The organism is Streptomyces alfalfae, assembly GCF_004127445.1.
Lineage (GTDB): Bacteria > Actinomycetota > Actinomycetes > Streptomycetales > Streptomycetaceae > Streptomyces > Streptomyces alfalfae.
In genome coordinates this window covers 1-25,633 of record NZ_QEXM01000008.1, presented here as the reverse complement: position 1 = coordinate 25,633, position 25,633 = coordinate 1, and the positions used below count along the sequence as shown (strand labels likewise).

The 25,633-nt window shown below is 71.1% G+C and carries 23 protein-coding genes; 9 read left to right on the top strand and 14 right to left on the bottom strand.

The window, feature by feature from the left end:
- Positions 1–94: 94 nt before the first annotated feature.
- The 3 genes from DCW30_RS02050 to DCW30_RS02040 form a co-directional block, all read right to left on the bottom strand.
- Positions 95–841, bottom strand: a complete 747-nt coding sequence (locus tag DCW30_RS02050) for a class I SAM-dependent methyltransferase (protein WP_076684814.1) — start codon at positions 839–841, stop codon at positions 95–97.
- Between the two features lie 9 nt (positions 842–850).
- Positions 851–2,176 carry a periplasmic substrate-binding domain-containing protein gene (locus DCW30_RS37855; RefSeq protein WP_076684813.1) on the bottom strand — a complete coding sequence of 442 codons (1,326 nt, stop codon included), beginning with the start codon at positions 2,174–2,176 and terminating at the stop codon, positions 851–853.
- 108 nt (positions 2,177–2,284) lie between these two features.
- A complete protein-coding gene (locus DCW30_RS02040; RefSeq protein WP_076684812.1) occupies positions 2,285–3,289 on the bottom strand; it encodes a ThiF family adenylyltransferase in 1,005 nt (334 codons plus the stop codon).
- Positions 3,290–3,863: 574 nt separating this feature from the next.
- Between DCW30_RS02040 and DCW30_RS02035 the strand changes: the two genes are divergently transcribed.
- The 3 genes from DCW30_RS02035 to DCW30_RS02025 all read left to right on the top strand — a co-directional run bounded on the left by DCW30_RS02035 (position 3,864) and on the right by DCW30_RS02025 (position 7,764).
- The gene (locus DCW30_RS02035; RefSeq protein ID WP_076684811.1) at positions 3,864–5,483 is read left to right on the top strand and encodes an ABC-F family ATP-binding cassette domain-containing protein; all 1,620 of its coding nucleotides are present in this window, start codon (positions 3,864–3,866) and stop codon (positions 5,481–5,483) included.
- Between the two features lie 39 nt (positions 5,484–5,522).
- Positions 5,523–6,254 (top strand): 2OG-Fe(II) oxygenase, encoded by a 732-nt coding sequence (locus tag DCW30_RS02030; protein ID WP_076684810.1) that lies wholly within the window; start codon positions 5,523–5,525, stop codon positions 6,252–6,254.
- A 148-nt stretch (positions 6,255–6,402) separates the two neighbouring features.
- A complete protein-coding gene (locus DCW30_RS02025; protein WP_076684809.1) occupies positions 6,403–7,764 on the top strand; it encodes an MFS transporter in 1,362 nt (453 codons plus the stop codon).
- Positions 7,765–7,841: 77 nt separating this feature from the next.
- Here the strand turns inward: DCW30_RS02025 and DCW30_RS02020 are convergent, their stop codons facing one another.
- Entirely contained in the window at positions 7,842–8,408 is a 567-nt protein-coding gene (locus tag DCW30_RS02020) for a Uma2 family endonuclease (RefSeq protein WP_076684808.1), read from the bottom strand.
- A gap of 199 nt (positions 8,409–8,607) precedes the next feature.
- On the opposite strand from DCW30_RS02020, the gene DCW30_RS02015 reads away from it, so the two are divergent.
- Positions 8,608–10,626 carry a thioredoxin domain-containing protein gene (locus tag DCW30_RS02015; RefSeq protein WP_076684807.1) on the top strand — a complete coding sequence of 673 codons (2,019 nt, stop codon included), beginning with the start codon at positions 8,608–8,610 and terminating at the stop codon, positions 10,624–10,626.
- Between the two features lie 18 nt (positions 10,627–10,644).
- Here DCW30_RS02015 and DCW30_RS02010 read toward each other — a convergent pair whose 3' ends face one another.
- The 4 genes from DCW30_RS02010 to trhA all read right to left on the bottom strand — a co-directional run bounded on the left by DCW30_RS02010 (position 10,645) and on the right by trhA (position 14,451).
- Positions 10,645–11,379, bottom strand: a complete 735-nt coding sequence (locus DCW30_RS02010) for a Mut7-C RNAse domain-containing protein (protein ID WP_076684806.1) — start codon at positions 11,377–11,379, stop codon at positions 10,645–10,647.
- Positions 11,380–11,383: 4 nt separating this feature from the next.
- A complete protein-coding gene (locus DCW30_RS02005; protein WP_198503507.1) occupies positions 11,384–12,031 on the bottom strand; it encodes a TetR/AcrR family transcriptional regulator in 648 nt (215 codons plus the stop codon).
- Between the two features lie 5 nt (positions 12,032–12,036).
- Entirely contained in the window at positions 12,037–13,596 is a 1,560-nt protein-coding gene (locus tag DCW30_RS02000; protein ID WP_076684804.1) for an MFS transporter, read from the bottom strand.
- A 138-nt stretch (positions 13,597–13,734) separates the two neighbouring features.
- Entirely contained in the window at positions 13,735–14,451 is a 717-nt protein-coding gene (trhA, locus tag DCW30_RS01995) for a PAQR family membrane homeostasis protein TrhA (RefSeq protein ID WP_076684803.1), read from the bottom strand.
- 275 nt (positions 14,452–14,726) lie between these two features.
- Between trhA and DCW30_RS01990 the strand changes: the two genes are divergently transcribed.
- Positions 14,727–16,574 (top strand): phosphoenolpyruvate carboxykinase (GTP), encoded by a 1,848-nt coding sequence (locus DCW30_RS01990; RefSeq protein ID WP_076684802.1) that lies wholly within the window; start codon positions 14,727–14,729, stop codon positions 16,572–16,574.
- A 61-nt stretch (positions 16,575–16,635) separates the two neighbouring features.
- Here the strand turns inward: DCW30_RS01990 and DCW30_RS01985 are convergent, their stop codons facing one another.
- Entirely contained in the window at positions 16,636–17,076 is a 441-nt protein-coding gene (locus tag DCW30_RS01985) for an SCO4983 family protein (RefSeq protein WP_076684801.1), read from the bottom strand.
- A gap of 125 nt (positions 17,077–17,201) precedes the next feature.
- The gene (locus DCW30_RS01980; protein ID WP_076684800.1) at positions 17,202–18,413 is read right to left on the bottom strand and encodes a pyridoxal phosphate-dependent aminotransferase; all 1,212 of its coding nucleotides are present in this window, start codon (positions 18,411–18,413) and stop codon (positions 17,202–17,204) included.
- 163 nt (positions 18,414–18,576) lie between these two features.
- On the opposite strand from DCW30_RS01980, the gene DCW30_RS01975 reads away from it, so the two are divergent.
- Positions 18,577–19,422 (top strand): S1 family peptidase, encoded by an 846-nt coding sequence (locus DCW30_RS01975; protein ID WP_076684799.1) that lies wholly within the window; start codon positions 18,577–18,579, stop codon positions 19,420–19,422.
- A gap of 64 nt (positions 19,423–19,486) precedes the next feature.
- Here the strand turns inward: DCW30_RS01975 and DCW30_RS01970 are convergent, their stop codons facing one another.
- The 3 genes from DCW30_RS01970 to DCW30_RS01960 form a co-directional block, all read right to left on the bottom strand.
- Positions 19,487–19,885, bottom strand: coding sequence for a DUF2267 domain-containing protein (locus DCW30_RS01970; protein ID WP_076684798.1), 399 nt, complete (start codon positions 19,883–19,885; stop codon positions 19,487–19,489).
- 74 nt (positions 19,886–19,959) lie between these two features.
- Positions 19,960–20,382, bottom strand: coding sequence for an Hsp20/alpha crystallin family protein (locus DCW30_RS01965; protein ID WP_062780824.1), 423 nt, complete (start codon positions 20,380–20,382; stop codon positions 19,960–19,962).
- A 140-nt stretch (positions 20,383–20,522) separates the two neighbouring features.
- Positions 20,523–20,900, bottom strand: coding sequence for a hypothetical protein (locus tag DCW30_RS01960; RefSeq protein ID WP_062780823.1), 378 nt, complete (start codon positions 20,898–20,900; stop codon positions 20,523–20,525).
- A gap of 403 nt (positions 20,901–21,303) precedes the next feature.
- On the opposite strand from DCW30_RS01960, the gene DCW30_RS01955 reads away from it, so the two are divergent.
- The 3 genes from DCW30_RS01955 to DCW30_RS01945 all read left to right on the top strand — a co-directional run bounded on the left by DCW30_RS01955 (position 21,304) and on the right by DCW30_RS01945 (position 23,930).
- A complete protein-coding gene (locus DCW30_RS01955; protein WP_062780822.1) occupies positions 21,304–21,651 on the top strand; it encodes a MerR family transcriptional regulator in 348 nt (115 codons plus the stop codon).
- Between the two features lie 291 nt (positions 21,652–21,942).
- Positions 21,943–22,146 carry a cold-shock protein gene (locus DCW30_RS01950; RefSeq protein ID WP_062780821.1) on the top strand — a complete coding sequence of 68 codons (204 nt, stop codon included), beginning with the start codon at positions 21,943–21,945 and terminating at the stop codon, positions 22,144–22,146.
- 272 nt (positions 22,147–22,418) lie between these two features.
- On the top strand, positions 22,419–23,930 hold the full coding sequence (locus tag DCW30_RS01945; protein ID WP_076684797.1) for a DEAD/DEAH box helicase: 1,512 nt from the start codon (positions 22,419–22,421) through the stop codon (positions 23,928–23,930).
- Between the two features lie 58 nt (positions 23,931–23,988).
- Here DCW30_RS01945 and DCW30_RS01940 read toward each other — a convergent pair whose 3' ends face one another.
- Positions 23,989–25,599 (bottom strand): N-acyl-D-amino-acid deacylase family protein, encoded by a 1,611-nt coding sequence (locus tag DCW30_RS01940; RefSeq protein ID WP_076684796.1) that lies wholly within the window; start codon positions 25,597–25,599, stop codon positions 23,989–23,991.
- Positions 25,600–25,633 lie beyond the last annotated feature (34 nt).

Genomic DNA, 25,633 nt, shown 5'->3' with positions numbered 1-25,633 from the left:
AGTACGACGGTCCCCGGCGGTCACAAGTGTCGTGCGTACGGGGCGCATACGCGAGGGAGCCGACGCGGTCCGGCCGGCCGCCAAAGCCTCGGGCTCAGGCCTTGCGCACCTTCCACACCACTTCCGCCGGCCACTTCTCCGCCCAGTCCCGGTCGAGGGCTTCCTTGAAGTAGGTGGCGCCGCCGACGGGGGCGGTGGGTTCCACCAGCCGTTCGATGGTGAATCCGCACTCCCGGAACATGTCGATCCACTGCGCGTAGGTGGAGTGGAAGACGACCACGTCGCCGCCGTACTTCATGCGGGCCTCGCCGTAGGGGTTCGCGAGGCGTTCGCCGACCGCGCCGCTTCTCTGGTCGAAGCACATCTGCAGGAGCGGCGAGTAGGTGCACAGGCCGAGGACGCCGCCGGGGCGGAGCACCCGGTGGGCTTCCCTCAGCAGGCGTTCGGGCGGGGAGAAGTCGAAGGCGCCGTGGTCGCAGAACGCCGCGTCGAAGACGCCCGGACGGAACGGCAGGCGCTCCGCCGCGGCCTGGACGAAGCCCGCGGCTCCGTCGTCGAGGCTGCGGGAGAGCTGGCCGGAGGAGAGTTCGACGCCGTAGGCCTCGTACCCGGCGCGGGCGAAGCCGGTGGTGTCGTGCCCGATGCCGCAGCCGAGGTCGATGATCCGGGAGCCGGCCGGGAGGTCGTCGGTGAAGATCTTGAGATCGCTCTCCGGAAGGTGCCAGATGCCCCAGGACGGGTGCCGCTCGGCGTCGAAGTGCTCGGGGTGGGCGTCGTGGTAGAGCTCGCTGTTGGAGTCCCAGTACCGCTCGTTGACCTTGAGGTAATTGATCTTTGGCATCGTCCGTCCTCAGTCGTGAGGGAGTTCGCACACCGATAGGTCCGCCCAGCCGGACGGCGGGCTGACGTAGTTCTTCACGCGCAGCCGCGCGGCCGACCTGAGCCGTCCGAACAGGCAGACCTCGCCGGTCGCCAGCAGGATCTCCTCGGCCCGCGCGCAGAGTGCGAGCCGGTCGCGGAGGTCGTCCGCGGCCAGGGCGCGGTGCACGAGGTCCGCGAACCCGGACGCGGGTCCGCCGGGGAGCCGGTCCGCCGGGCGGCGGGTGAAGGGGAGCAGGAGGGCGGCCGGGTCGGGCCAGGGCGAGGCCAGGAGCACCAGGCGGAAGTCCTCGCGGTGCGTGGTGTGCAGCTCGGTGAGATAGGCCCGGTAGTCGATGGCCTCGGGCCGCAGGACGAGCCCGGTGTTGTCGGCGATCTGCTCGGCCAGGATGTGTGCCGTCTCCCGGTTGGGTGAGAAGTCGGGGAAGACCAGGCGGGCGGGGGCGCGCCCGGCCGCGGGGAACAGTCCGTGCCCCGCGCGGGCCGGTGCGATGGCACGGCCGGGTTCCCACAGGCCGGTGAAGGAGTCGAGCGGGCCGAGCGCGCCGTGCAGCCTGCGGGACAGCTCCCGGCGGTCGATGGCGGCCGCGACGGCGTGCTTGCGCCGCGCGGCCATGCTGTCCGGCGGCAGCAGGGCGACGGCGATGTCGAGGTCGTCGACCTGGAGCTCCGGGTAGTCGGCGCGGTGGGCCCACCGGGAGACGGGGAACGTCGTCGGGCAGGTGACGTCGACGGCGTTCCGGTCGAAGAGGCGCTGTCCGTGCTCGGCGTCGCAGGACAGGACGTAGGTGACGTCGGGCCAGGGGCCGGTGGCCCGCAGCCGGATCTCCCCGGCCGGCCCTTCGGCCATGGTGTACGCCCCGCTGCTCACGGCCGGGTCGCCGTGCCGGGGGCCGAAGACGGGGTTGGCGAGGAGCGCGGGCAGGTTGCCGACGGGGCGGCGGGTGGTCAGCAGCAGCCGGTCGGCTTCGGTGGGCCTGATCTGCTCGATGAGCGACACGAGCCAGGCGAAGGGTCCGGCCTGCCGGGCGACCGCCGCGATGTGCCGGGCGATGTCGCGCGCGTGGATCGGCCGGCCGTCGGACCACCGCGCGTCGGGCCGCGGGGCGAGGCTCCAGCGTTTCTCGTCCAGGCGCCGGGCGTGGTGCAGGAGGCCCGGCCGCAGGGTGCGGCCGGGGCCTTCCACGAAGAGCGGGCCGGCCAGTTGCCGCGTGATGGTCAGGCCGGTCCAGTCGTCCGACGCGCCGTAGAGGCCCGACGGAACGAGGTCCGTTTCCACTCGGATCGGCTTGGACATGCCGCTTCCCCTTTGGCGCAATACCGTAGCGTCGGTGGCGTGAACCGGCGCCCATTACCGCGAGGTGCGGCCCACGGGCCTTCAGTGCGGTGCGCGCCGGGTGTCCGCTTATCGGGCCTGGTCGGTGACGCGGCCGGTTTCGAAGTCGATGATTTTCCGTACGTCGTATTCGACGAGTCCGGTGATGTCCGCGAGGTGGTGAATTATCGCGGCGGCCATCCAGGCGCCGATGACGGTGTTGTTCGGGCCGAATGAATAGCGCGTACTCCGGAGGCTCCCCGAATCATTCGCCGCATCTGATCCCGCGCTCTCCGCATAGGCGAAATCTTTCGGGGTCACGGTCGATCTCCCCGGGGCGAAGAGTGGTCCGTAGAATCCGCGCTGCATGCCTACGCCGCCGAATATCGACGGTACATTTCGAGCCCAGGCGGATTCGGTCACCGCATCGGAGATGCTGCCTATCGGCTGGTCTATGCACACGGCGAGGGCATCGATGTCCGGATGCGCGTCGAAAACTTCATCGATTTCTGCGGGCGTGCCGACGAACCGGTCGACCAGCTCGATTTCGGCGTCCGGCGCCCGGTCGCTCGCATAGGCGCGGGCTGCCGCCAGCTTGGGTTCGCCCACGGCCGCGCGCGGGAAGATGAACTGGCGGTTCAGGTTGTTCAGCTGCACGCTGTCGGAGTCGACGAGCACGAAGCGTCCGACGCCGGCTCCGATGAGGTGCTGGAGGACCACGCTGCCGGTGCCCCCCACGCCCATGACCATGACCGTTGCGTCGCAGATACGGCGTTGTGCCTCGTCGGGGCGGTGCGCGTGCAGGGCCAGGTGCCCCCACTGCCGGGCGTGGACACTGTCGTCGCCGGCCGGTCCCGTGGGCGACTCGATCAGCAGTCCGCGGGTGCGCAGGGCTCTCATGAGGCCGCCGCAGTCGGGGTCGCGGCGCGTCAGCGCTTCGATGGCTTCGTCGTCGCAGCCGCCTTCCAGGGCTTCCGCGAGGCGGCTCACGGTGCCCCCGCGGTCGTCGAGGACGTATTTCTTCTTCTCGCCCTGGAACGTCGCCCTGCCGTCGGCGAACGTCAATTGCCAGGCGGGATTCAGCCATACACGCATAGCGCGCGACACATCCTCGAAGCAGGGTCGGATACCACTCAGGGATGCAAGGAGCGGGAGTGCGGCCCCCTGCCACGGGGGCCGCACTCCCGCTCACATTGTCAGCAGCGGTGAACCATCACCGTAGCGGCGTCGGCCACGTCCATCTCCTCGATGAAGAAGATGTCATCCTGCTCCTGCGTGGCAACCTGAATTGCGGACTCAGTAACGTTCTCGTTCATCGTCGCTCCTCATGTGCTTCGGAACTGAATTGCTCTGACGCCAAAAGCTTCACCATTCGGGTAGGTCCTTGTCAAGCATCGTTCCAAAGGCTTTTTTGTTTTTCCGCTTAAACCTTGCCAAATGCCCCCAATCTGGATATTTCTTCTCTTGTGCTCGTCGATCTGGCCAGGCAGGATCGGGGAAGCGCGTGAACGCCTTTGGTGTGTACTGCGAGGGGGATTGTGCGGGAGGACCGAAGGAGCGCCGGGCAGGGGCAGTGGGCTCTTTGGGCTGGATCGCCGAGATCTGGAGCGTTATCCTCCGCGTCCGTACGCAGCGCATTTTCCAAAGCCGAGAGAACGAAGCTCACTACATGGGATTCCTTGAATTCAACGGTGTTCAGTGCAATCTCGCCGACGGGCGGACACTGTTCGGAGACGTCAGCTTCACCGTGGGCGCGGGGGAGGTCGCCGCGCTGATCGGCCACAACGGCGCGGGGAAGAGCACCCTGGTCAACGTCGCGGGAAAGCGGCTCAAGCCGCGCGCCGGCACGGTCAACGTCCAGGGCGGCCTGGCGATGATGCCCCAGTTCATCGGCTCGGTACGGGACGACTCGACCGTGCGCGACCTGCTGCTGGCCGCCGCCCCCGAGCGGATCGCCGCGGCCGCCGCCGACATCGACGCCCTCGAACTGGAACTGATGGAGCGCGACGACGAGGCCACCCAGATGCGGTACGCCGAGGCGCTGGGCACCTGGGGCGAGGCCGGCGGTTACGAGATCGAGGTGCTCTGGGACGTGGTGACCACCGCGGCACTCGGCATGCCCTTCGACCGCGCCCGCTTCCGCGACGTCAACACCCTCTCCGGCGGCGAGCAGAAGCGCCTCGTCCTCGAAGCGCTGCTGCGCGGGCGCGAGCAGGTGCTCATCCTCGACGAGCCGGACAACTACCTGGACGTCCCGGGCAAGCGGTGGCTGGAGGAGCAACTGCGCACCACCGACAAGGCGGTGCTGCTGGTCAGCCACGACCGGGCCCTGCTGGGCAACGTGGCCACGAAGGTCGTCGCTCTGGAAGGCCGCAGCACCTGGGTGCACGGCGGCTCCTTCACCGGCTGGAAGGAGGCCCGCCAGGCCCGGCGCGAACGGCTGGCCGAGCTGCACCGCCGGTGGGACGAGGAGCACGAGCGGCTCAAGGAACTGGTGCACACCCTCGGCGAACAGGCGAAGATCAGCGCCGCCATGGCCCCCCGCTACCGCGCCGCCCAGACCCGGCTGCGCAAGTACGAGGAAGCCGGCCGCCCGCCCGAGCTGCCCCGGGAGCAGCGGGTCGTGCCCCGCCTCACGGGAGGCCGCACCGGAACCCGCGTCATCACGTGCGAGAAGCTCGAACTGTCCGGACTCATGAAGCCGTTCGACCTGGAGATCTTCCTGGGCGACCGGGTCGCGGTCCTGGGGTCGAACGGCTCCGGCAAGAGCCACCTGCTGAAGCTGCTCGCCGGGCTCGACGTGGACCACACGGGCTCCTGGCGGCTCGGCGCACGCGTCGTACCCGGCTTCTTCACGCAGACCCACCAGCATCCGGAGTGGATGGGCAAGACCCTCGTCGAGATCATGGGCCGCGGCGAAGGCATCCGCGAGGGCCTCGACCGCGGGGCCGCCGCCGGCATGCTCTCGCGCTACGAGCTCGCGGGCTCGGCGGACCAGCGCTTCGAGACGCTCTCCGGAGGGCAGCAGGCCCGCTTCCAGATCCTCCTCCTCGAACTCGGCGGCGCGACGCTGCTGCTGCTCGACGAGCCCACGGACAACCTCGACCTGGTCTCGGCCGAGGCCCTGCAGCAGGCCATCGAGGAGTTCAACGGCACGGTCGTCGTGGTCACCCACGACCGCTGGCTCGCGAGCTCCTTCAACCGATACCTCCTCTTCCGCTCCGACGGCGAGGTGGTGGAGACACCGGAACCGGTGTGGGACGAGAACCGGGTGACCAGGGCCCGCTGATCCCTCTGCACGGCCCCATCGATCTGAAGGAGAGGCAAGATGCAGGACTCGGCGCGGACCACGTCCGTCATCGACCACATGAGCAGGGACGCCGCGATCGCCTTCCACGGCAGGATGATCGAGCTGCTGACCACGGCCCGCGTGGCGGAATCGCTCGGCCTGCTGCGGCCGGGCAGTGACGCCCCGGCCACCAGCCTGCCCCTGCTGTCCCCGGACATGACGGAACCCCTCGTCGCCGAGCTGGCCTCGCTGCCGACCTGGGCCACGGAGCACTGGCTGCTCACCCCCGATGACGACGTGAAGCCGGCCGACGCCGACGAGTTCACCGCGACCGCCCCCGAGCGGCGCTTCTCGCGCAGCGGCTGTCTGCGCGACGTCCCGCAGTCCGCCCTGGGCATCCGCGCCTTCATCTCCGCGGTGAAGAGCCCCAAGGTGGCCGACGCGTTCTCGTCGGCCTTCGGCGAGCCCGTCTCCTTCCGCTCGGCCGACATCGCCAAGTACGAGGCCGGCCACTATCTGCGCCGCCACTCCGACACCTTCGACGACCGGCGCTTCGGCCTCGTCTTCTTCCTCTCGCCGGGGTGGACCGCGGGCGACGGCGGCGAGCTCGTGGTCGAGGCGCCCAGCGGCGCGGCCCTGACCACGCAGCCCGAGCAGGGGCGCCTGGCGATGCTGCGCATCAACCCCGGATACCACCACAGCGTCTGCCGCATCCGCTCGCAGTCCTGGGTGCGCTACTCCATCGCCGTCCACTTCGGCACGGCCAAGTAGCGTCTTCCCCGGACAACGCAGCGCCTGAACCAGCCTCCGGCGGACTGCTGTTGGCCCCCGCACGGTTCCGGCCGGCACAGGCGGAGCCGTGCGGTGACGTCCACCATCGCTCTCATCAGAACTACCGGCGTGCCGCCAGGAGTCCGACGTGCTCAAAGACAGCAGTTTCAGAAACCTGTGGACCGCCCAGACGGTGTCCCTGTTCGGCACCCAGGCCAGCGTGGTCATCATCCCGCTGCTCGCACTGGACACCCTCGACGCCTCCGCGTTCGAGATGGGGCTGCTCGGCAGTGCCGAGTCGCTGGCCGTGCTGCTCCTCGGACTCTGGGTCGGCATGACCGCCGACCGCTACCCGCGCAGGTCGGTCATGGTGACGGCGAACGTCCTGCGCCTGCTCCTGATCGGTCTCATCCCGGTGGCGTACGCGCTGGACATGCTGAGCATCCCGGTGCTCTTCGTCGCCGTCTTCCTGGTGGGGGCCCTCACCCTGCTGTACGACTCCGCCCTGTCCTCGCACGTGGTGATGACGTTCGACCGCCGCCAACTCCCCAAGATCAATTCGTATATGGAGGGCAGCACCGCGGTCAGCGAGGTCGCGGGACCGGGCCTCGGCGGAATCCTGGTCCAGGCGCTGGGGGCGCCGCTCGCCCTGCTCGCCGACCTGTGCAGCTACGTCGCGAGCACGGTCCTGCTGCTCAGGTCGGGGGGCGGCGGGAAGAAGGGCACGGCGGGCGCCTCACGGGCGGACGCCGGTCAAGCGGGCACCGGTCAGGGGGACACCCGTCAGGGGGACCCGGGCCAGGAGGACTCCGTGGAGGCCGAAAAGGAGGACGCCGGGGAGGCGGGCGCCGAGCAGGAGTCGGTCAAGGGCGCCCTGTCCGGCTTCACCTGGGCCTTCTCCCACCCCGTCCTGCGGCCGGTGATCGTCTCCGCGGCCCACTTCAACTTCTTCACCGCGATGTTCTTCGCCGTCTACACCTTCTACGTGGTCAAGGAGTTGGGCTTCAGCCCCCTCCTGGTCGGCCTCGCGAGCGCGGCGGGCGGACTCGGCGGCGTGCTGTCCGCGACCGCCGCTTCCTCGTTCATGAGCAAGGTGCGCACCCGGCTGCTCTACGTCCTGTCCCTGGTCGTGCCCACCGTGGGAGCCTTCCTCGTCCCCGGCTCGGAGCTGCTGGACTCCTCCCTCCCGCAGTTCCTGTCCGTGGCCGCCGGAATGTTCCTGTGGAGCTTCGCCATCGTCGTGAACCTGGTCATGAGCGAGACGATCAAGCAGATGGTGACGCCCGCGCACATGATCGGCCAGGTCACCTCCGCGATGCGCTTCACGACGCTGGGCTTCGAGCCCGTCGGCGCGATCGTGGGCGGCACCGTCTCCCAGTTCCTCAGCCCCACCGCCGCCCTGGTCATCGCCGGGTGCGGCCTCGCCACCTCCATCGCCTGGGTCGCCTTCAACCGCCACCTCGGCACGTACGACGTGAACGAGGAGGAGACACCGGTCGGCGCCACCTGATCGGCGGTGCGGTCGACGAGACGGGGAACGTCGGGGGCGTCCCCGTTCGGCCGGACAACCGGTGGCGTCGCCGTTCCCTACAGGACCCCGAGATCGACGGTGACGGAAAAGGGCGCGGTGGCTTCCACCGCGCCCGTGAACATCTCGCCGTCCCTGTAGGTCATCGTGGCGGGGTCGAGGACGTACGTGTACACGATCGGGACCCCGGTGGCCGCCTGCTCGACGCGCCAGTAGAAGGGGATGCCGGCCTTGGCGTACTGGTCGACCTTCACGATCCGGTCGGTGGTCTCCGAGCCGGGCGACACGACCTCGACGACCAGGAGTACGTGCTCGGGGCGGGTGGGCGTGAGGTCGATGGTCTCCGACCGGTGGACGATGACGTCCGGACGGCGGTTGGTGAGCGGAACGTCCTGCAGGCGGACGTCGAAGTCCGTGTCCGCGTTCCAGTCCGGGCCCGCGGCTGCGTCCAAGGCGTTGGCCAGGATGCGGGCCAGCCGGCTGTGGCGCTTGGAGGCGCTCGGGCTCACGACGACCATCCCGTCCACGATCTCGATGCCGGAGCACTGCTCCTCGGACCAGGAGTCGTACTGTTCCGCGCTGATCTGCGAGTGCATCCACGCGGGCGCCACCATCTCGGCGGTCATGGTGTACCTCCTTCGAGGAGCCTCGGCAGGTCCGGCGCTGATACGCCAAGCCTACGGTTTCCAGGTGCCGGTCTGCCCGACTCGGGAGGGAAGGAGCCGCCCGCCGGCCATGTGATGGCGCACAAGTGCCGTGCGGCCGAGTGAGGCGGCTCGCCAGTGTTTCACCGGTCGTGGCAGACGCTGTGAGAGGCTGGGTCGTATGAACCGGTTGGCTGGTGTGACCTCGCCTTATCTGCTTCAGCATGCCGACAATCCCGTCGACTGGTGGCCCTGGACGCCGGAGGCTTTCGAGGAAGCGCGGGAGCGTGACGTGCCCGTCCTGCTGTCGGTCGGATACTCCGCGTGCCACTGGTGCCACGTCATGGCCCACGAGTCCTTCGAGGACGAGGCGACGGCCGCGCTCATGAACGAGAAGTTCGTGAACATCAAGGTCGACCGCGAGGAACGGCCCGACGTCGACGCCGTCTACATGGAGGCCGTGCAGGCCGCGACGGGCCACGGCGGCTGGCCCATGACCGTCTTCCTCACCGCCGACGCCGAGCCCTTCTACTTCGGCACGTACTTCCCGCCCGAGCCCCGGCACGGCATGCCCTCCTTCACACAGGTGCTCGACGGGGTGCACCGGGCGTGGACGGACCGGCGCGGCGAGGTCGACGAGGTCGCCGGGAAGATCGTGCGCGATCTCGGGGAGCGGCAGCTCACCCACGGCTCCGGCGAGCGGCCCGGCGAGGACGAGCTGGCGCAGGCGCTGCTCGGCCTGACCCGCGACTACGACCAGGCCCACGGCGGCTTCGGCGGCGCGCCCAAGTTCCCGCCGTCCATGGTCATCGAGTTCCTGCTGCGCCACTACGCCCGCACGGGAGCCGAGGGCGCGCTCCAGATGGCCGCGGAGACCTGTGAGCGGATGGCCCGCGGCGGCATCTACGACCAGCTCGGCGGCGGCTTCGCGCGCTACTCCGTCGACCGCGAGTGGATCGTGCCGCACTTCGAGAAGATGCTGTACGACAACGCGCTCCTGTGCCGCGCCTACGCCCATCTGTGGCGGGCCACCGGCTCCGACCTCGCGCGGCGCGTCGCCCTGGAGACCGCGGACTTCATGGTCCGTGAACTGCGCACCAACGAGGGCGGCTTCGCCTCCGCGCTCGACGCCGACAGCGAGGACCCGGCCACCGGCGAGCACGTGGAGGGCGCGTACTACGTCTGGACGCCGGGACAGCTCCGTGACGTGCTCGGGGACGCCGACGCGGAGCTGGCCATGGCGGCCTACGGCGTGACCGAGGAGGGCACCTTCGAGAAGGGCGCCTCCGTGCTGCGGCTCCCCCGCGTCGAGGGCCCCCTCGCGGACGCCTCCCGCCTCGCCTCCGTGAGGGAGCGGCTCCTCGCGGCGCGCGCGGAGCGGCCCGCGCCGGGACGGGACGACAAGGTCGTCGCCGCGTGGAACGGCCTGGCCGTGGCCGCGCTCGCGGAGGTCGGCGCGTACTTCGACCGGCCGGACCTCGTCTCCGCCGCCGTGGGCGCGGGCGACCTGCTCGTACGGCTGCACATGGACCCGCGGGCGCGGCTCGTCCGCACCTCCAAGGACGGGCGGGCCGGGTCCAACGCCGGGGTCCTGGAGGACTACGCCGACGTCGCCGAGGGGTTCCTCACGCTGGCGTCCGTGACGGGCGAGGGGGTGTGGCTGGAGTTCGCCGGGTTCCTGCTCGACCATGTGCTCGCGCAGTTCATCGATCCGGACAGCGGCGCGCTGTACGACACCGCGGCGGACGCGGAGCAGCTCATCCGCCGCCCGCAGGACCCCACGGACAACGCGGCGCCGTCCGGCTGGACCGCCGCCGCCGGGGCGCTCCTGTCGTACGCGGCCCATACCGGGGCCTCGCCGCACCGGCTCGCCGCGGAGCGGGCGCTGGGCGTCGTCAAGGCGCTCGGGCCCCGGGTGCCGCGGTTCATCGGGCACGGCCTCGCGGTGGCCGAGGCCGCCGTCTCGGGGCCGCTCGAAGTCGCCGTCGTGGGTGAGGTCCTCGGGGACCTGCACCGGACGGCCCTTCTCGGCGGGGCGCCGGGGGCGGTCGTCGCCGCGGGGCCTCCCGGCTCGGCGGAGCTTCCGCTGCTGGCCGACCGTGGCCTCGTCGACGGGCTCCCGGCCGCCTACGTCTGCCGGTCCTTCGTCTGCGACGCGCCCACGACCGTCCCGGGCGAGCTGGCGTCGAAGCTGTCCTGACCGCAGCCGGCGGGGCGGTCAGCGCACCGCCTCGCCGAACTCCTCCAGGGCGGCGGCGACCATCGCCGCCAGGCGGTCGTGGTGGGCGCCCCGCCAGTACACGCGGGCGCACGCCTCGCACTGGGCGAAGACCTCGTAGGCGCCCCGCGTCCCGCCCTCGATGAGGTCCGCGACGTCCTCCTTGGCCGCGTCGCGCAGCGTGCCGTTGCAGGCGGTGCAGCGCGTCCACGGCCGCAGCGGCGGCGCGAAGCGGCCGAGGACGTCGCGGAGCTGGTCGTCGGGGCGGTCGCTGTAGACGTACGCGCCCGCCCACAGCTCGCGGCGGCGCAGGAGCCCCCGGTCGCGGCTCAGCAGCACCCGCCGCTCGGCCGCGGAGCGCGCGGCGAGGGCCGGGTCGCCGATGTCCGTGCTCTCGTACGCCGCGTCGACGCCGAGGAGCCGCAACCGCCGGGCCAGCGTGCCCAGATGGACGTCGAGGAGGAAGCGGAGCGGGGCGCCCGGCACCCGCTGGGGGCGCGGCACCGCCCGTACGGTGACGGTCTCGCCCGCGGCGGGCACGTGCCCGGTGGCGGTCTCGCGGCCGTCCACCACGAGCGCGCCGACCTCGGTGAGCGGCACCCCGAGGGACTCGACGACGTGCCCGAGGGTGGACGCCCCGTCGGTGACGACGGTGCTGGGCCCGCCCCTGCGCTCGTGCGGGACGAACAACCCCAGCTCGGGGGCGAAACTGACGCTGATCTCCGGACCGTTCATGCGGTCAGGATGGCATGGACCCCGGTCCTGACGCCCCCGAGAATCCGGTCGTCAGGACGGTGAGCGTGCGGTCCACGAGCTCGGCGAGGTCCTCCTTGTGGCCGTGCTCGGCCCAGTACGCCGTGGTCTCGGTGAGCGCGCCGATCAGCCCCATGGCGAAGGTCCGCACCTCCAGGTCGCCCGGGTCCTTGCCGGTGCGTTCCGCGATGACCCGGCAGAGGATGCCGCCGGTCACCGACATGCTCTCCAGCATCCGCGAACGCACGGCGGGGACCTCGATCATGAGCCGCGTCCGCAGGATGGCCTCCTCGGGTTCGTCCGCGAAGCCGAAGGCCACGGCGTGGCGCAGCACCCGCCGCAGCGACTCCACGATCGGCTCGTCGGCGGGCCGCTGCCGCAGCTCGCGTTCGAGGACCGGGTCGAACTCGTCGGTGAGGACGATGTCCTCCTTGGTCGTGAAGTAGCGGAAGACCGTGGAGGGGGAGACCTCCGCCGCCTCGGCGATCTGCTCGACGGTCGTCGCGTCGTACCCCTGCTCCCGGATCAGCCGGTAGGTCGCCTCCCGGATGGCCAGGCGGGTCTTGAGCTTCTTCCGCTCGCGCAGCCCCGGTCGCGGGGCGGAGGCGGGGCGGGGGGTGCGTGCGGCCGTCATGGCGTTCATTGTCGGGCATCGTCCTCGGCCGTGCCCATGGCCGGGCGCGGCGCGGGGCCGTCACCGGAGCGGGGCAGCAGCGCCGCGACGAGCAGCGCGGCGACCAGGGCGGCGACACCGCTGACGAGCAGGACGAGGCCCATGCCGTGGACGTACGCGGCGTCGGCGGACGCGGCGAGGCGCGCGGAGCCGAGGCGTTCGGCGACGGCGTGGGCGGCGATCACGGACTCCCCGGCGGCGTCGGCGGGAGCGCCGGGCAGGCCGCCGGTGTCGAGACCGCGGGTGTACGCCGAGGCGAGGAGCGAGCCGAGCAGCGCGATCCCGAGGGCGCCGCCCACCTGACGCACGGTCATCAGCAGGCCGGTGCCGGAGCCCGCCCGCTCGACGGGCAGCGCGCCGAGCGCCGCGTCCATGGCGGGGACGATCGCGAAGCCGAAGCCGAGGCCGGCCACCGAGAGCCACAGCGCGGTGAACCCGTAGCCGCTGTGCAGGTCCGTGCGGCTGCCGAGGATCGCGGCGAAGGCGAGCACCACGAGCCCGCCGCTGATCACCGCGCGCGCCCCGAAGCGGCGTACGACGGGCTCCGCGCCCTTCGCGGCGACGATCAGGCCGCCCATCATCGGCAGGATGCGCATGCCGGCGCCGAAGGCGTCGTTGCCCTCGACGGCCTGGAGGTACGGGGGCAGCACGAACATCAGGCCGGACAGGACGAACATCACGAGCGTCGCCGCGAGGGTGTGCAGGCAGAAGCCGCGGTCGCGCAGGAGCGCCAGGTCGAGCATGGGGCGCGTCATCCGCCGCTCGCGCAGGACGAGCGCGGTGAGCAGCAGGGCGGCGCCGGCGGACGTGCCGAGCACCAGCGGGTCGCCCCAGCCGCGGGCGGGCGCCTCGATGACGGCGTGGACCAGCGCGCCGAGACCGGCGGCGGTCAGGGCGGTGGAGAGGACGTCGACCGCGGGCGACGACGGGTCGCGGGTCTCGGGGAGCAGGAAGGCGCAGGCGGTGAGGCCGATCGCGGCCATGGGCACGTTGATCAGGAAGATCGAGCCCCACCAGAAGTGGTCGAGGAGCCAGCCGCCGACGACGGGCCCGAGCGGCGCGCCGAGCGCGGCGGCGGCGGAGACGACGCCGACCGCCTTGGTCCGCTCGCCCGGGCCGAAGAGCGCCGGCAGCACGGCGAGGGCGAGCGGCATGACGAGGGCGCCGCCGAGGCCCATGACGGCGCGGGCCGCGACGACGAGGGAGACGTCGTGGGCGAGGGCGCCGAGGACGGAGCCGGCCAGGAAGACGCCGAGCCCGGTCATCAGCATCCGGCGCCGCCCGAACCGGTCGCCGAGGAGCCCGGCGGGGAGCATCAGCGCGGCGAAGACGACGACGTACGCGTCCGCCATCCCCTGCTGTTCACCGGTGTCGGCGTCGAGCTGTCCCGCCATGGTCGGCAGCGCGACGTTGAGGATCGTCATGTCGAAACCGAGCACGAGCATGCTCGCGACCAGGGCGCCCAGCGCCCACCAGCGGCGGGGGTTCTGCCGCGCGGCGGCAGGCGTGCCAGTGACAGCGGTCATGAAATGAGAGTAGCTCTCAAAAGAGGGTGACTGTCAATAACTGCGGGCCGGAGACGCGGGCGCCGGGGTGTCCGGGCGCACGAGAAGTGGCCGCGGCTGGGAAGCCGCGGCCACTGGACTCGTGGAGGGGGAGGGGGATCAGCCGTGCTGGTAGGCCACCAGGGAGATGCCGATGTAGTGCACGGCGAAGGCCGCCAGGGTCAGTGAGTGGAAGACCTCGTGGAAGCCGAAGAAGCGGGGGGAGGGGTTGGGGCGCTTGATGCCGTAGATCACGCCGCCCACGCTGTAGAGCAGCCCGCCGACGACCACCAGGACGAGGACGGCCACGCCGCCCTTGTGCATGAAGTCCGGCAGGAAGAAGACGGCGGCCCAGCCCATCGCGATGTAGCACGGGGTGTAGAGCCAGCGGGGCGCGCCCACCCAGAAGACGCGGAAGGCGATGCCCGCGACGGCGGCGCCCCAGATGCCCCAGAGCAGCCACCGCCCCTTGGCGTCGGGGAGCAGCAGCATCGTCAGCGGGGTGTAGGTGCCCGCGATGATCAGGAAGATGTTGGAGTGGTCGAGTCTGCGCAGGACGCCGTCGGCCCGCGGGCCCCAGTCGCCCCGGTGGTAGAGCGCGCTGACACCGAAGAGCAGACAGGCCGTCAGGGCGAAGACGCCGCAGGCGATGCGGCCCCGGGTGGAGTCGGCGAGGGCTGTGAGCGCCAGCCCGGCGACGAGCACCGCGGGGAACATGCCGGCGTGCAGCCAGCCGCGCATCTTCGGCTTCGGGGGGAGCGGCAGGGGCACGGTGGGCGAACCGGGCGAGGCGGCGCCGGTGGCTTCCGGAATCGCTTCGGGGACGGGAGCGGTCATGGCGGAATCGTACCCACGGGCCTGTAAGTCGGACATCAATCGCACGTGCTCCGCCGTCCCGCCCGAATCGCCGCCCTCACCCCCGAACCCGTACAAGTGGCGATGCTCACGTCGCTCAGGTGTGAAGCCCTCTGGACAGATGCGCACCATCGCCGGATGATCATATGAGTGCGGTCGGCACCGGATGAGCGCCAGAGGGAATTTCCACGTGAAGCGTCCGGGTCGCAGCCCCCACGGGGCATACATCCTCAAAACCCCCTCGATTAGGAGCAATCGTGGCGCGCGACATCGCGGCTCCCAGCACCCTCCCGACCAACACCGTCCCGACCGGCCACCGGGAGCTCGCCTCCTGGGTCGACGAGATCGCCGAACTGACACAGCCGGACAGGGTGGTCTGGTGTGACGGCTCCGAGGCCGAGTACGAGCGCCTGTGCGAGGAGCTCGTGGCCAAGGGCACGTTCAAGAAGCTCGACCCCGTCAAGCGGCCGAACTCCTACTACGCGGCCTCCGACCCGACCGACGTCGCGCGCGTCGAGGACCGCACCTTCATCTGCTCGAAGAAGGAGCAGGACGCGGGCCCGACCAACCACTGGAAGGACCCCGCCGAGATGCGGGAGATCTTCACCGGGCGCGACGGCAGGGGCGGAGTCTTCCGCGGGTCGATGAAGGGCCGCACGATGTACGTCGTGCCCTTCTGCATGGGCCCGGTGGGCTCGCCGCTGTCCGCGATCGGCGTCGAGATCACCGACTCGGCGTACGTCGCCGTGTCCATGCGCACCATGACCCGCATGGGCCAGGCGGTCCTGGACGAACTGGGCGACGACGGCTTCTTCGTCAAGGCCGTCCACACCCTCGGCGCGCCGCTGGAGGACGGGCAGGCCGACGTCCCGTGGCCCTGCAACTCCACGAAGTACATCTCGCACTTCCCCGAGGACCGCGAGATCTGGTCCTACGGATCCGGCTACGGCGGCAACGCCCTGCTCGGCAAGAAGTGCTACGCCCTGCGCATCGCCTCCGTCATGGCGCGCGACGAGGGCTGGCTCGCCGAGCACATGCTGATCCTGAAGCTCACGCCCCCGCAGGGCGAGAGCAAGTACGTCGCGGCCGCCTTCCCGTCCGCCTGCGGCAAGACGAACCTCGCCATGCTGGAGCCGACGATCTCCGGCTGGACCGTGGAGACCATCGGCGACGACATCGCCTGGATGCGGTTCGGCGAGGACGGCCGCCTCTACGCGATCAACCCCGAGGCCGGTTTCTTCGGCGTCGCGCCCGGCACCGGAGAGCACACCAACGCCAACGCCATGAAGACGCTCTGGGGCAACTCCGTCTTCACCAACGTCGCGCTCACCGACGACGGCGACGTCTGGTGGGAGGGCATGACGGAGGAGACCCCGGCGCACCTGACGGACTGGAAGGGCAACGACTGGACGCCCGAGTCCGGCGTCCCGGCGGCCCACCCCAACGCCCGCTTCACCACGCCCGCCTCGCAGTGCCCGATCATCGCGCCCGAGTGGGAGGACCCCAGGGGCGTGCCGATCTCGGCGATCCTCTTCGGCGGCCGCCGCGCGAGCGCCGTGCCGCTGGTGACCGAGTCCTTCGACTGGCAGCACGGCGTCTTCCTCGGCGCGAACGTGGCGAGCGAGAAGACCGCCGCGGCGGAGGGCAAGGTCGGCGAGCTGCGCCGCGACCCGTTCGCGATGCTGCCGTTCTGCGGCTACAACATGGGCGACTACATGGCCCACTGGATCAAGGTCGGCAAGGACAAGGACCAGTCCGAGCTGCCGAAGATCTACTACGTGAACTGGTTCCGGAAGAACGAGGCCGGCAAGTTCGTCTGGCCCGGCTTCGGCGAGAACAGCCGCGTGCTGAAGTGGATCGTGGACCGCCTCGACGGCAGGGCCGAGGGCGTCGAGACCCCGATCGGCGTCCTGCCGACGGTCGACGCGCTGGACACCGAGGGGCTCGACCTGGACAAGGCCGACCTGGAGTTCCTGCTCACGGTCGACAAGGAGGTCTGGCGCGAGGAGGCCTCCCTGGTCCCCGAGCACCTCAACACCTTCGGCGACCACACGCCCAAGGAGCTGTGGGACGAGTACCACGCCCTGGTGAAGCGCCTCGGCTGACGCTCCCGCCCGCGTGAGTGGCACCCGGTCCGCGGCCTCACCGGCCGCGGACCGGGGCCGTTCAGGAGGCGCCGACCAGGCGCGTGGCGTCCGCGTGGGCGTCCATGCGCTCGGCGGCCAGGATGGCCGCCGCGGTGTCGGCGCGCGAGGCCGCCACGACCAGGGCGCGGCCCGCGAGGGCGTGGGCGCGCTGGTGCAGGGCGGCGACATGCGGTTGGGGGTCCCTCCCACGCGTCGAGCCGTGGGGGCGGATGGCGGCCGCCACCGAGGCGCGCGGGGGGCGCGCTCCGCCGCGGAGGCGGGCCACCTGCGCCGCGAGGCGGTCGGCGGCGGCGTCCAGGCCGGCGTCGGGGGCGAGGGCGCGCAGCTCGTCGGTGACGGCGAGCAGCGCGGCGAGGTGCCCGGCGAGCTGGATGTCCAGCTCCTCCTCGCGGGAGCGGTGGGGGAAGCCCGCGTCGTCGGCCATCGAGTGGACCGACTTGGTGCGGATCGGCTCGTACATGAGATGGCCTCCAAGCTGTCTTGGAGACATCTTAGCTTGGATTCTGTCTAAAGTTGAGTGGGGTCCGGTTCGACCGGCGCCGGGGCGGTCCGGCCGCGTGGCTCAGGGCGGTCCGGTCGCCCGGCTCAGGGCTGGCTGTAGCCGTCCAGGAAGGTGCCGATCCGCCTGACCGCCTCCGCCAGGTCGGTCGCCGTCGGCAGGGTCACGACGCGGAAGTGGTCGGGCTCGGGCCAGTTGAAGCCCGTGCCGTGCACCACCATGATCTTCTCGGCCCGCAGCAGGTCGAGGACCATCTGCCGGTCGTCCTTGATCTTGAACACCTTCGGGTCGAGCCGCGGGAAGAGGTACAGCGACCCCTTGGGCTTCACGCAGCTCACGCCGGGGATCTGCGTCAGCAGGTCGTACGCCGTGTCGCGCTGTTCCAGGAGCCGGCCGCCCGGCAGCACGAGATCGTTGATCGTCTGCCGCCCGCTCAGCGCGGCGACGACACCGTGCTGGCCCGGCATGTTCGCGCACAGGCGCATGTTGGCGAGGATCGTCAGGCCCTCGATGTACGAGGAGGCGTGCGCCTTGGGCCCGGAGACGGCCATCCAGCCGACGCGGTACCCCGCGACCCGATATGCCTTGGACATGCCGTTGAAGGTGAGGGTCAGCAGGTCGGGGGCGACGGCGGCGGTCGGCGTGTGCGTGGCCCCGTCGTAGAGGATCTTGTCGTAGATCTCGTCGGAGCAGACCAGCAGGTTGTGGCGGCGCGCGATGTCGGTGAGGCCGCGCAGCATCTCCTCGCTGTAGACGGCGCCGGTCGGGTTGTTCGGGTTGATGATCACGATCGCCTTGGTGCGGTCGGTCACCTTGCGCTCGATGTCGGCGAGGTCCGGCATCCAGTCGGCCTGCTCGTCGCAGCGGTAGTGCACGGCGGTGCCGCCGGACAGCGAGACGGCCGCGGTCCACAGGGGGTAGTCCGGCGCCGGCACGAGGACCTCGTCGCCGTCGTCGAGCAGGCCCTGCATGGCCATCACGATCAGCTCGGAGACGCCGTTGCCGATGAAGACGTGCTCCACGTCGGTCTCGATGCCGAGCGTCTGGTTGTGCATGACGACCGCGCGGCGGGCCGCGAGAAGGCCCTTCGCGTCGCCGTAGCCATGCGCGTCGCCGACGTTGCGGAGGATGTCCTCCAGGATCTCGGGCGGGCACTCGAAGCCGAAGGCGGCGGGGTTGCCGGTGTTGAGCTTCAGGATGCGGTGGCCTGCCGATTCCAGCCGCATCGCTTCCTCGAGCACGGGGCCCCGGATCTCGTAACAGACGTTGGCGAGCTTCGTCGACTGGATGACCTGCATGCGCGCGAGCTTACGGGGTGTTCCGGCCCGCGGGGGAGCGGAATGCCCCGGCCGCGCCTCTCTTCGGCCCACCGCGCCCTTGTCCGGGTGCGGCGCTTCCTCAACAATGCGCATGACAAAGCCGGAGGACCTCCGGCCACACAGTCAGCTGAGGGGACCCCACATGATCAAGCCTCTCGTCGGCACGTGCTTCGCCGCCCTGCTCCTGGGGGCGACGGCGGCGCCGGCCGCTGCCGTGAGCGACGAACCGCCCGCACGGATCAGGGCCGCCGATCTCGCGGGGACGGTGGCGCTCAGCAACTGCTCCGGCTCCGTCGTCCGCGTACCCGGCTCCCAGCCCGGCGACCGCGCGCTCGTCCTGTCCAACGGGCACTGCGTGGAGAGCGGCTTCCCCGCTCCGGGCGAGGTCGTCGTCGACCGGCCCTCCACGCGCAGCTTCACGCTGCTCGACGGCGCGGGCGGCAGGCTCGGCACCCTCCGGGCCGACAGGATCGCCTACGCCACCATGACCGACACGGACATGTCGCTCTACCGGCTCACCAGCACCTACGCGGACGTGGAGAGCAGGTACGGCATCACGGCCCTGGAGCTGGACGGGCAGCGCCCCGCCCAGGGCCGCGCCATCACCGTCGCCTCGGGGTACTGGAAGAAGCTCTACAAGTGCGGCATCGACGGCTTCGCGTACCGCCTGAAGGAGGGCGACTGGACCTGGAAGGACTCGGTCCGGTACACCTCCGCCTGCCGGACGGTCGGCGGCACGTCGGGCTCCCCTGTGATCGACGACCAGACCGGCAAGGTCGTCGCCGTCAACAACACCGGCAACGAGGACGGCGGCCGGTGCACGGACGGCAACCCCTGCGAGGTCGACGAGAGCGGCCGGGTCACCGTCCGCAGGGGCATCAACTACGCCCAGCAGACCTACAAGATCGTCCCCTGCGTCGGCGCGGGCAACAAGATCGACCTGAGCCGCGCGGGCTGCGAGCTGCCGAAGCCGTCCGGGGTCCGCTGAACGCGCCGCGGGCGCGGTGCGGCCCCCGGTCCCGGGGGCCGCACCGCGCCCGCGGCCCGGCGGCTCAGGCCGCCGGCGCCAGCTCGGCCCTGCCGAACAGCAGGGCGTAGCCGGACGGCAGCAGGCCGAGCAGGCGGTCGACGAGCTCGTCGCCGACCGCGTCGGCCAGCACGGCGAGGACGGAGCTGACGTCCCACCGGGCGGTGGCGGGCGTGGCGCCTTCGAGCCGCCGCGCCACGCTCTCCACGAACTCCGGCGCCGTGTGCGGCCGCACCTCGGGCACCTGGTCCGCGATCAGCCGGGCCGCCTCCGGGGGCAGCCGGCGCGCCAGGTCGACGCGTTCCTCGCCGGTGACCTGGCCGCCGAGGGCGGACAGGACGACGCCCGCCACCCGCTCGGCCTCCTCGGCGGTCGGGTACTGCCCGCTCCGCCGCACCGCCTCGATGAGCTCGCTCCATCTCATCGCGCCGTTCTCCTCCGTTCAGTTCTGTTCAGTCGTGGACTTCCGTCGTGGACTTCCGTGTGTGCGGACCCGCGTCAACCGCTGATCTGCCTGCGCCCGCCGCCGCTGCCGCTGATCTGGATCTTGCGGGGCTTGGCCTGCTCGGCCACCGGGATGCGGAGCGTCAGGACGCCCGCCTCGTACGAGGCGTCGATGCGCTCGGTGTCCAGGGTGTCGCCGAGGAACAGCTGGCGGCTGAAGGTGCCGGTGGGGCGCTCGGCCGCGATCATCTCCGCGCCCTCGGGGGCGGGGGAGCGGCGCTCGGCCCTGACGTTCAGCACGTGGCGCTCCACGTCGAGGTCGATCGACTCCGGGTCGATGCCCGGCAGGTCGAAGTGGACGACGAAGTCGTCACCCTCGCGGTAGGCGTCCATCTGCATCCCGGCCGGCCGGGCGCTGGTGAAGACCTGCTGGGCGAGGCGGTCGATCTCGCGGAACGGGTCGGTGCGCATGAGCATCACGGGTCACTCCCTTCCTCAGAAACTGGGTGCGATGCCCTTCGCTTTTTTATATAGCTCGGAGGAGGAAAATTGACAAGCCCCGACTCAGGGAGGCCGGTCGGGCCGCCCTGAGTCGGGGCTCGTCGGGATGCGCTGGTTCAGTTCTCCGAGTAGCTGAGGTCTCCGACGCTCCAGGCGCTCACGTCCTCCAGCGGGATGCGGTACATCCCGCCCGTTTCGGGGAGGCCGAGGGTGCCCTGGAGGATGCGCGCCAGGTGGAAGTGGAGGTGGGTGGGGTGCTTGCGCTCGGGCGGCGGACCGGAGTCCGCGCCGTCCGCCGCGAAGACGGAGGCGAACGGGCCGAGCCGGTCCGAGTCCTTCAGGACTTCGGCGACACGCCGCCGCCACAGGGCTTCTGGAGCGAGGCGTCCGGTGATGACGGCGCCGGCCACGACCACGGTGAGGGACATCTGATTGCTGTGCTCGGACTCCACCAGAGAGGCGATGTCGACGAGCAGTTCGTCAGGCTTCGACATGACCGATGAGCCTACCGAGGAGCCGGGCGTCGCGGGTGACCAGATCCCTGCTCCTCCGGCTGCGAAAATCTACCGTGGTTACGGTAGACATGCGTGGGTGTCGTGGCTAGAGTTCCTTGTGTAGCCGACGACAGTCGATGTCAGGACTGTCAGTGAAGAGAGATGAGAGGAGTTGACGCCATCAGGATCGCCCGGGCGAGGTTCGAAGCCGCTCGGGTACCGCAGGCCCCGGATTGGAAGGTGGTCCCCGGTCACGCATACGCGATCCCCGCACCCCCGTCCCCTCGGACGGCCGTGCGGAAACAGACAACCGGCGCACATAGCCGGTAGATGGTGTTGAAACCCCTCGGGGCCTGGTGCCGTACGGCACCAGGCCCCTCGACGCGTTCAGGAAAAGGTGCAAATGCCCTCAGAGACCCTCACGCATGGCCCCGACCGGTTCGATGACGACGACTACCCCGCCTACACGATGGGCCGCGCGGCCGAGATGATCGGCGCCACGCCCGGTTTCCTCCGGGCGGTCGGCGAGGCCGGCCTCGTCACCCCGCTGCGGTCCGACGGCGGTCACCGCCGCTACTCCCGCCAGCAGCTCCGCGTCGCCGCGCGCGCCCGCGAGCTCGTCGACCAGGGCACGCCGATCGAGGCCGCCTGCCGCATCGTCCTCCTGGAGGACCAGCTGGACGATGCGCTGCGCCGCAACGAGGAGCTGGGCGGTCCCGCCCGGCAGGCCGAGGAGATGCCGTCCTCCTGAGCCCCGCGGGCGCATATCTGTTCCGGCAGATGCAGAATTTCGCCTGATGCGCCATGAGGGTTTATCTGCCGACCGGCAGAGCGATATGAAAAGTCATGCGTCTTCGCGGTGGGCGTGCTAGTGTCATTTTCAGTTGCAGTTGTGGTTCCCAGAGACTTCAAGTGCTCAGTCGACTTTCTGTGTCGGCGGGGCACTTTGTATTGCCGGTCTGTCCGGACGGGGTAATCATCGCGGCGACGCGGAGTTCGCACAGTGTGGACTCCACGGGCACTGCCCCGAAGGAGATATGACATGGCTAACGGCACCGTGAAGTGGTTCAACTCGGAAAAGGGCTTCGGCTTCATCGAGCAGGAGGGTGGCGGCGCCGACGTCTTCGCCCACTACTCGAACATCGCCACCCAGGGCTTCCGTGAGCTGCAGGAGGGCCAGAAGGTGACCTTCGACGTCACGCAGGGCCAGAAGGGCCCGCAGGCCGAGAACATCCTGCCTGCCTGACGCTCACGCGTACTTCGAGGCTGGGGCCCGCACCTTGGGTGCGGGCCCCAGCCCGTTGTTTTTCCGGGGCCGCGCGCCCCGGTGATCGCGCCCCGGCGCCCCGGTGAAAACGCCCGGCACGCCCCGCGATCCAACGATTCAAGACCGGCCGGTCCCAGTAAATTCGCGGCCGAATTCATGTTTAATTTGTTCCGGCCCGTTCCTGCAATTCTCGGCACCGTTCCGTGCCGTCAAGAATTCCTCGATACGCGCCGCATCGAGGAAGGTTCACCATGAACCGCTCATCTCGCACGGATGGCCGACAGTCGAACGGCGGCCACCGAAGCTTCGGCGGCACTCGCTCGGGCGGGGCCCGCTCGGGCGGACGTCCGCACCCCAGGGGATCGGGCCGCCGCCCCGCCGCCCCCCAGGGAGAGTTCGCGCTCCCCGTGACCGTCACCCCGGCCCTGCCGCCCGTCGAGGACTTCGCGGCGCTCGGCCTCCCCGACGGCCTGACGGCCACCCTCACGCGCCTCGGCGTCACCGAGCCCTTCCCGATCCAGGCGGCCACGCTGCCCAACTCCCTCGCGGGCCGTGACGTCCTCGGCCGCGGGCGCACCGGATCGGGCAAGACCCTCGCCTTCGGCCTCGCGGTGCTCGCCAGGACGGCCGGGCTGCGCGCCGAACCGCGCCGGCCCCTCGCCCTGATCCTCGTACCCACCAGGGAGCTGGCGCAGCAGGTCACCGACGCGCTCACCCCGTACGCCAAGACGGTGCGGCTGCGCATGGCGACCGTGGTCGGCGGCATGTCGATCGGGCGGCAGGCGAGCGCGCTGCGGGCCGGGGCCGAGGTCGTCGTCGCGACGCCGGGCCGGCTCAAGGACCTCATCGAGCGCCGGGACTGCCACCTCGACCAGGTCGCCGTCACCGTCCTCGACGAGGCCGACCAGATGGCCGACATGGGCTTCCTGCCGCAGGTCACCGAACTCCTCGACCAGGTGCGCCCCGACGGGCAGCGGATGCTGTTCTCGGCCACCCTCGACCGCAACGTCGACCTCCTGGTGCGCCGCTACCTCAGCGACCCGGTCGTCCACTCCGTGGACCCCTCGGCGGGCGCGGTCACCACGATGGAGCACCACGTGCTGCACGTGCACGGCGCCGACAAGTACGCCACCACCACGGAGATCGCGGCCCGCGACGGACGGGTGATCCTCTTCCTGGACACCAAGCACGCGGTCGACCGGCTCACCACGCACCTGCTCAGCAGCGGGGTGCGGGCGGCGGCGCTGCACGGCGGCAAGTCTCAGCCCCAACGCACGCGCACTCTGGCCCAGTTCAAGTCCGGCCAGGTCACGGCGCTCGTCGCCACCAACGTCGCGGCCCGCGGCATCCACGTCGACGACCTCGACCTCGTCGTCAACGTGGACCCGCCCGCCGACCACAAGGACTATCTGCACCGAGGTGGCCGCACCGCCCGCGCCGGTGGTTCGGGCAGCGTCGTCACCCTGGTGACCTCGGCGCAGCGCCGGGACATGAGCCGCCTCCTCGCCGCCGCGGGCATCACCCCGCAGACCGCGCAGGTGCGCTCCGGCGACGCCGAACTGACGCGCGTGACCGGCGCCAAGGCGCCCTCGGGCACCCCGGTGACCATCCCCGCGCCGCCGAGGGCGGACGCGGGACGCGGTGGCTCGTCCGGCCGTGGCCGACGCCCCCGCGACGGCCGCGCGCGCCGTGCCTACGCCGCCCGTGCGCAGGGCGGCGGCCAGGGCGGGACCGCGGCCGGCCCGCACGGCAAGGCCGCCTGACGCCGGCAGGGCCCGCCGTGGCGCGGGCCTTCGTTCAGGGTGTCCCGCGTACGGCCGCTCAGGGTGTCCTGCGCACGGCGCGTCCCGCGAGGACGTCGGTGCGCAGGCCGTCCCGCATCACGAACCTGCCGTCGATCAGGACGTGCGGAATGCCGGTGGGGAGCGTGCGGGGCGCGTCGAAGGTGGAGCCCGCGGCGACCGTCTCCGGGTCGAAGAGGACCAGGTCGGCCCGGTAGCCCTCGCGGACCACACCCCGGTCGGCGAGCCGCAGCCGGGCGGCGGGGCGCGACGTGAGGTGCGCGACGGTCTCCTCCAGGGACATCACGCCGAGCTCGCGCGCGTAGCGCCCGAGGTACTGCGGGAACGTCCCGTACGCCCGCGGGTGCGGCTTCGTGCCCTGGAGGATGCCGTCGCTGCCGCCGGTGTGCACCGGGTGGCGCATGATCGCCCGGACGTTCTCCTCGTGGCCGACGTGCTGGAGGATCGTCGAGCCCAGCCGGTCGTCGACGAGGAGCCTGCGGGCGGTGACCCAGGGTGCCTCGCCGCGCAGGTCCGCGGACTCCTTGACCGTCCTGCCGACGAACGCGGTGAGCCCGGGGTCGGAGACACCGGAGATCTCGATCGTGTCCCACTCGATGGGCACGCCGTGACAGCCGTCCGCGCCGACGACCTCCATGTGGTGGCGGATCTTCTCGGCGGTCGCGTCGTCCCGGAGGCGGCCGAGGATCGCCTCGGGGCCGCCCTCGCTCGCCCAGCTCGGCAGCATCGCGACGAGAGTCGTGCAGCCCGGGGTGTAGGGGTAGGTGTCGAGCGTGATGTCCGCCCCTCGCGCGAGGGCGTCGTCGAGGAGGGCGAGCAGGTCGGGCGCCTTGCCCTTGTTCACGCCGAAGTTCATGGTGGCGTGGGCGAGGTGCAGCGGGCAGTGCGCGGTCCGCGTGAGGTTCACCATCTCCTCGTACGCCTGGAGGGCGCCGGCGCCGTAACTGCGGTGGTGCGGGCAGTAGTAGCCGCCGTGTTCGGCCACGACCTTGCACAGCTCGGCCAGTTCGGAGTCGTCGGCGTACATGCCGGGGGTGTAGGTGAGCCCCGACGACATGCCGACGGCGCCCTCCCGCATCCCCTCGGCGACGAGCTGCTTCATGCGGTCCAGCTCGGCGGGCGTGGCCGGGCGGTCGTCCCAGCCGAGGGCGTACATCCGCACGGTGCCCTGCGGGATGAGGTACGCGGCGTTCACCGCGATGCCCTGGCCGCCGTGGGCCCCGTCCAGGGCGGCCAGGTAGCCGCCGACCGTGCGCCACGTGAAGTCGATGTCGCCGCCGTCGCCGTTCCAGCCGGTGATGGCCTGGCGGACCTGGGCGAGCGTGCGGTCGTCCACCGGGGCGTAGCTGAGGCCGTCCTGGCCGATGACCTCCAGGGTCACGCCCTGGGCGGCCTTCGCGGTGTGCTCCGGGTCGCGGAGCAGGGCCAGGTCGCTGTGCGCGTGCATGTCGATGAAACCGGGGGACAGGGCGAGGCCCTCGGCGTCCAGGGTGCAGAGCCCCGTGGGGCGGGGGCCCTCTCCCTCTCTGCGGATCTCGGCGATCCTGCCCTCGTGTACGGCGATGTCGGCGCGGTAGGAGGCACCTCCGGTGCCGTCTATGACGCGTGCGTCGCGGATCACCAGGTCCATGGTGCGGCTCCTCTTTGCGTGGTTTGTGGCGGGG

Coding starts and splice junctions, on each gene's coding strand:
- DCW30_RS01955 (WP_062780822.1), top strand. CDS start 21,304: ATGCCCTCAGAGACCCTCACGCATGGCCCCGACCGGTTCGATGACGAC.
- DCW30_RS01965 (WP_062780824.1), bottom strand. CDS start 20,382: ATGCTCATGCGCACCGACCCGTTCCGCGAGATCGACCGCCTCGCCCAG.
- DCW30_RS02035 (WP_076684811.1), top strand. CDS start 3,864: ATGGGATTCCTTGAATTCAACGGTGTTCAGTGCAATCTCGCCGACGGG.
- DCW30_RS01985 (WP_076684801.1), bottom strand. CDS start 17,076: ATGTACGAGCCGATCCGCACCAAGTCGGTCCACTCGATGGCCGACGAC.
- DCW30_RS01960 (WP_062780823.1), bottom strand. CDS start 20,900: ATGTCGAAGCCTGACGAACTGCTCGTCGACATCGCCTCTCTGGTGGAG.
- DCW30_RS02050 (WP_076684814.1), bottom strand. CDS start 841: ATGCCAAAGATCAATTACCTCAAGGTCAACGAGCGGTACTGGGACTCC.
- DCW30_RS01940 (WP_076684796.1), bottom strand. CDS start 25,599: ATGGACCTGGTGATCCGCGACGCACGCGTCATAGACGGCACCGGAGGT.
- DCW30_RS02020 (WP_076684808.1), bottom strand. CDS start 8,408: ATGACCGCCGAGATGGTGGCGCCCGCGTGGATGCACTCGCAGATCAGC.
- DCW30_RS02000 (WP_076684804.1), bottom strand. CDS start 13,596: ATGACCGCTGTCACTGGCACGCCTGCCGCCGCGCGGCAGAACCCCCGC.
- DCW30_RS02005 (WP_198503507.1), bottom strand. CDS start 12,031: ATGACGGCCGCACGCACCCCCCGCCCCGCCTCCGCCCCGCGACCGGGG.
- DCW30_RS02040 (WP_076684812.1), bottom strand. CDS start 3,289: ATGCGTGTATGGCTGAATCCCGCCTGGCAATTGACGTTCGCCGACGGC.
- trhA (WP_076684803.1), bottom strand. CDS start 14,451: ATGACCGCTCCCGTCCCCGAAGCGATTCCGGAAGCCACCGGCGCCGCC.
- DCW30_RS01975 (WP_076684799.1), top strand. CDS start 18,577: ATGATCAAGCCTCTCGTCGGCACGTGCTTCGCCGCCCTGCTCCTGGGG.
- DCW30_RS02030 (WP_076684810.1), top strand. CDS start 5,523: ATGCAGGACTCGGCGCGGACCACGTCCGTCATCGACCACATGAGCAGG.
- DCW30_RS01980 (WP_076684800.1), bottom strand. CDS start 18,413: ATGCAGGTCATCCAGTCGACGAAGCTCGCCAACGTCTGTTACGAGATC.
- DCW30_RS01970 (WP_076684798.1), bottom strand. CDS start 19,885: ATGAGATGGAGCGAGCTCATCGAGGCGGTGCGGCGGAGCGGGCAGTAC.
- DCW30_RS02015 (WP_076684807.1), top strand. CDS start 8,608: ATGAACCGGTTGGCTGGTGTGACCTCGCCTTATCTGCTTCAGCATGCC.
- DCW30_RS02010 (WP_076684806.1), bottom strand. CDS start 11,379: ATGAACGGTCCGGAGATCAGCGTCAGTTTCGCCCCCGAGCTGGGGTTG.
- DCW30_RS01950 (WP_062780821.1), top strand. CDS start 21,943: ATGGCTAACGGCACCGTGAAGTGGTTCAACTCGGAAAAGGGCTTCGGC.
- DCW30_RS37855 (WP_076684813.1), bottom strand. CDS start 2,176: ATGTCCAAGCCGATCCGAGTGGAAACGGACCTCGTTCCGTCGGGCCTC.
- DCW30_RS01945 (WP_076684797.1), top strand. CDS start 22,419: ATGAACCGCTCATCTCGCACGGATGGCCGACAGTCGAACGGCGGCCAC.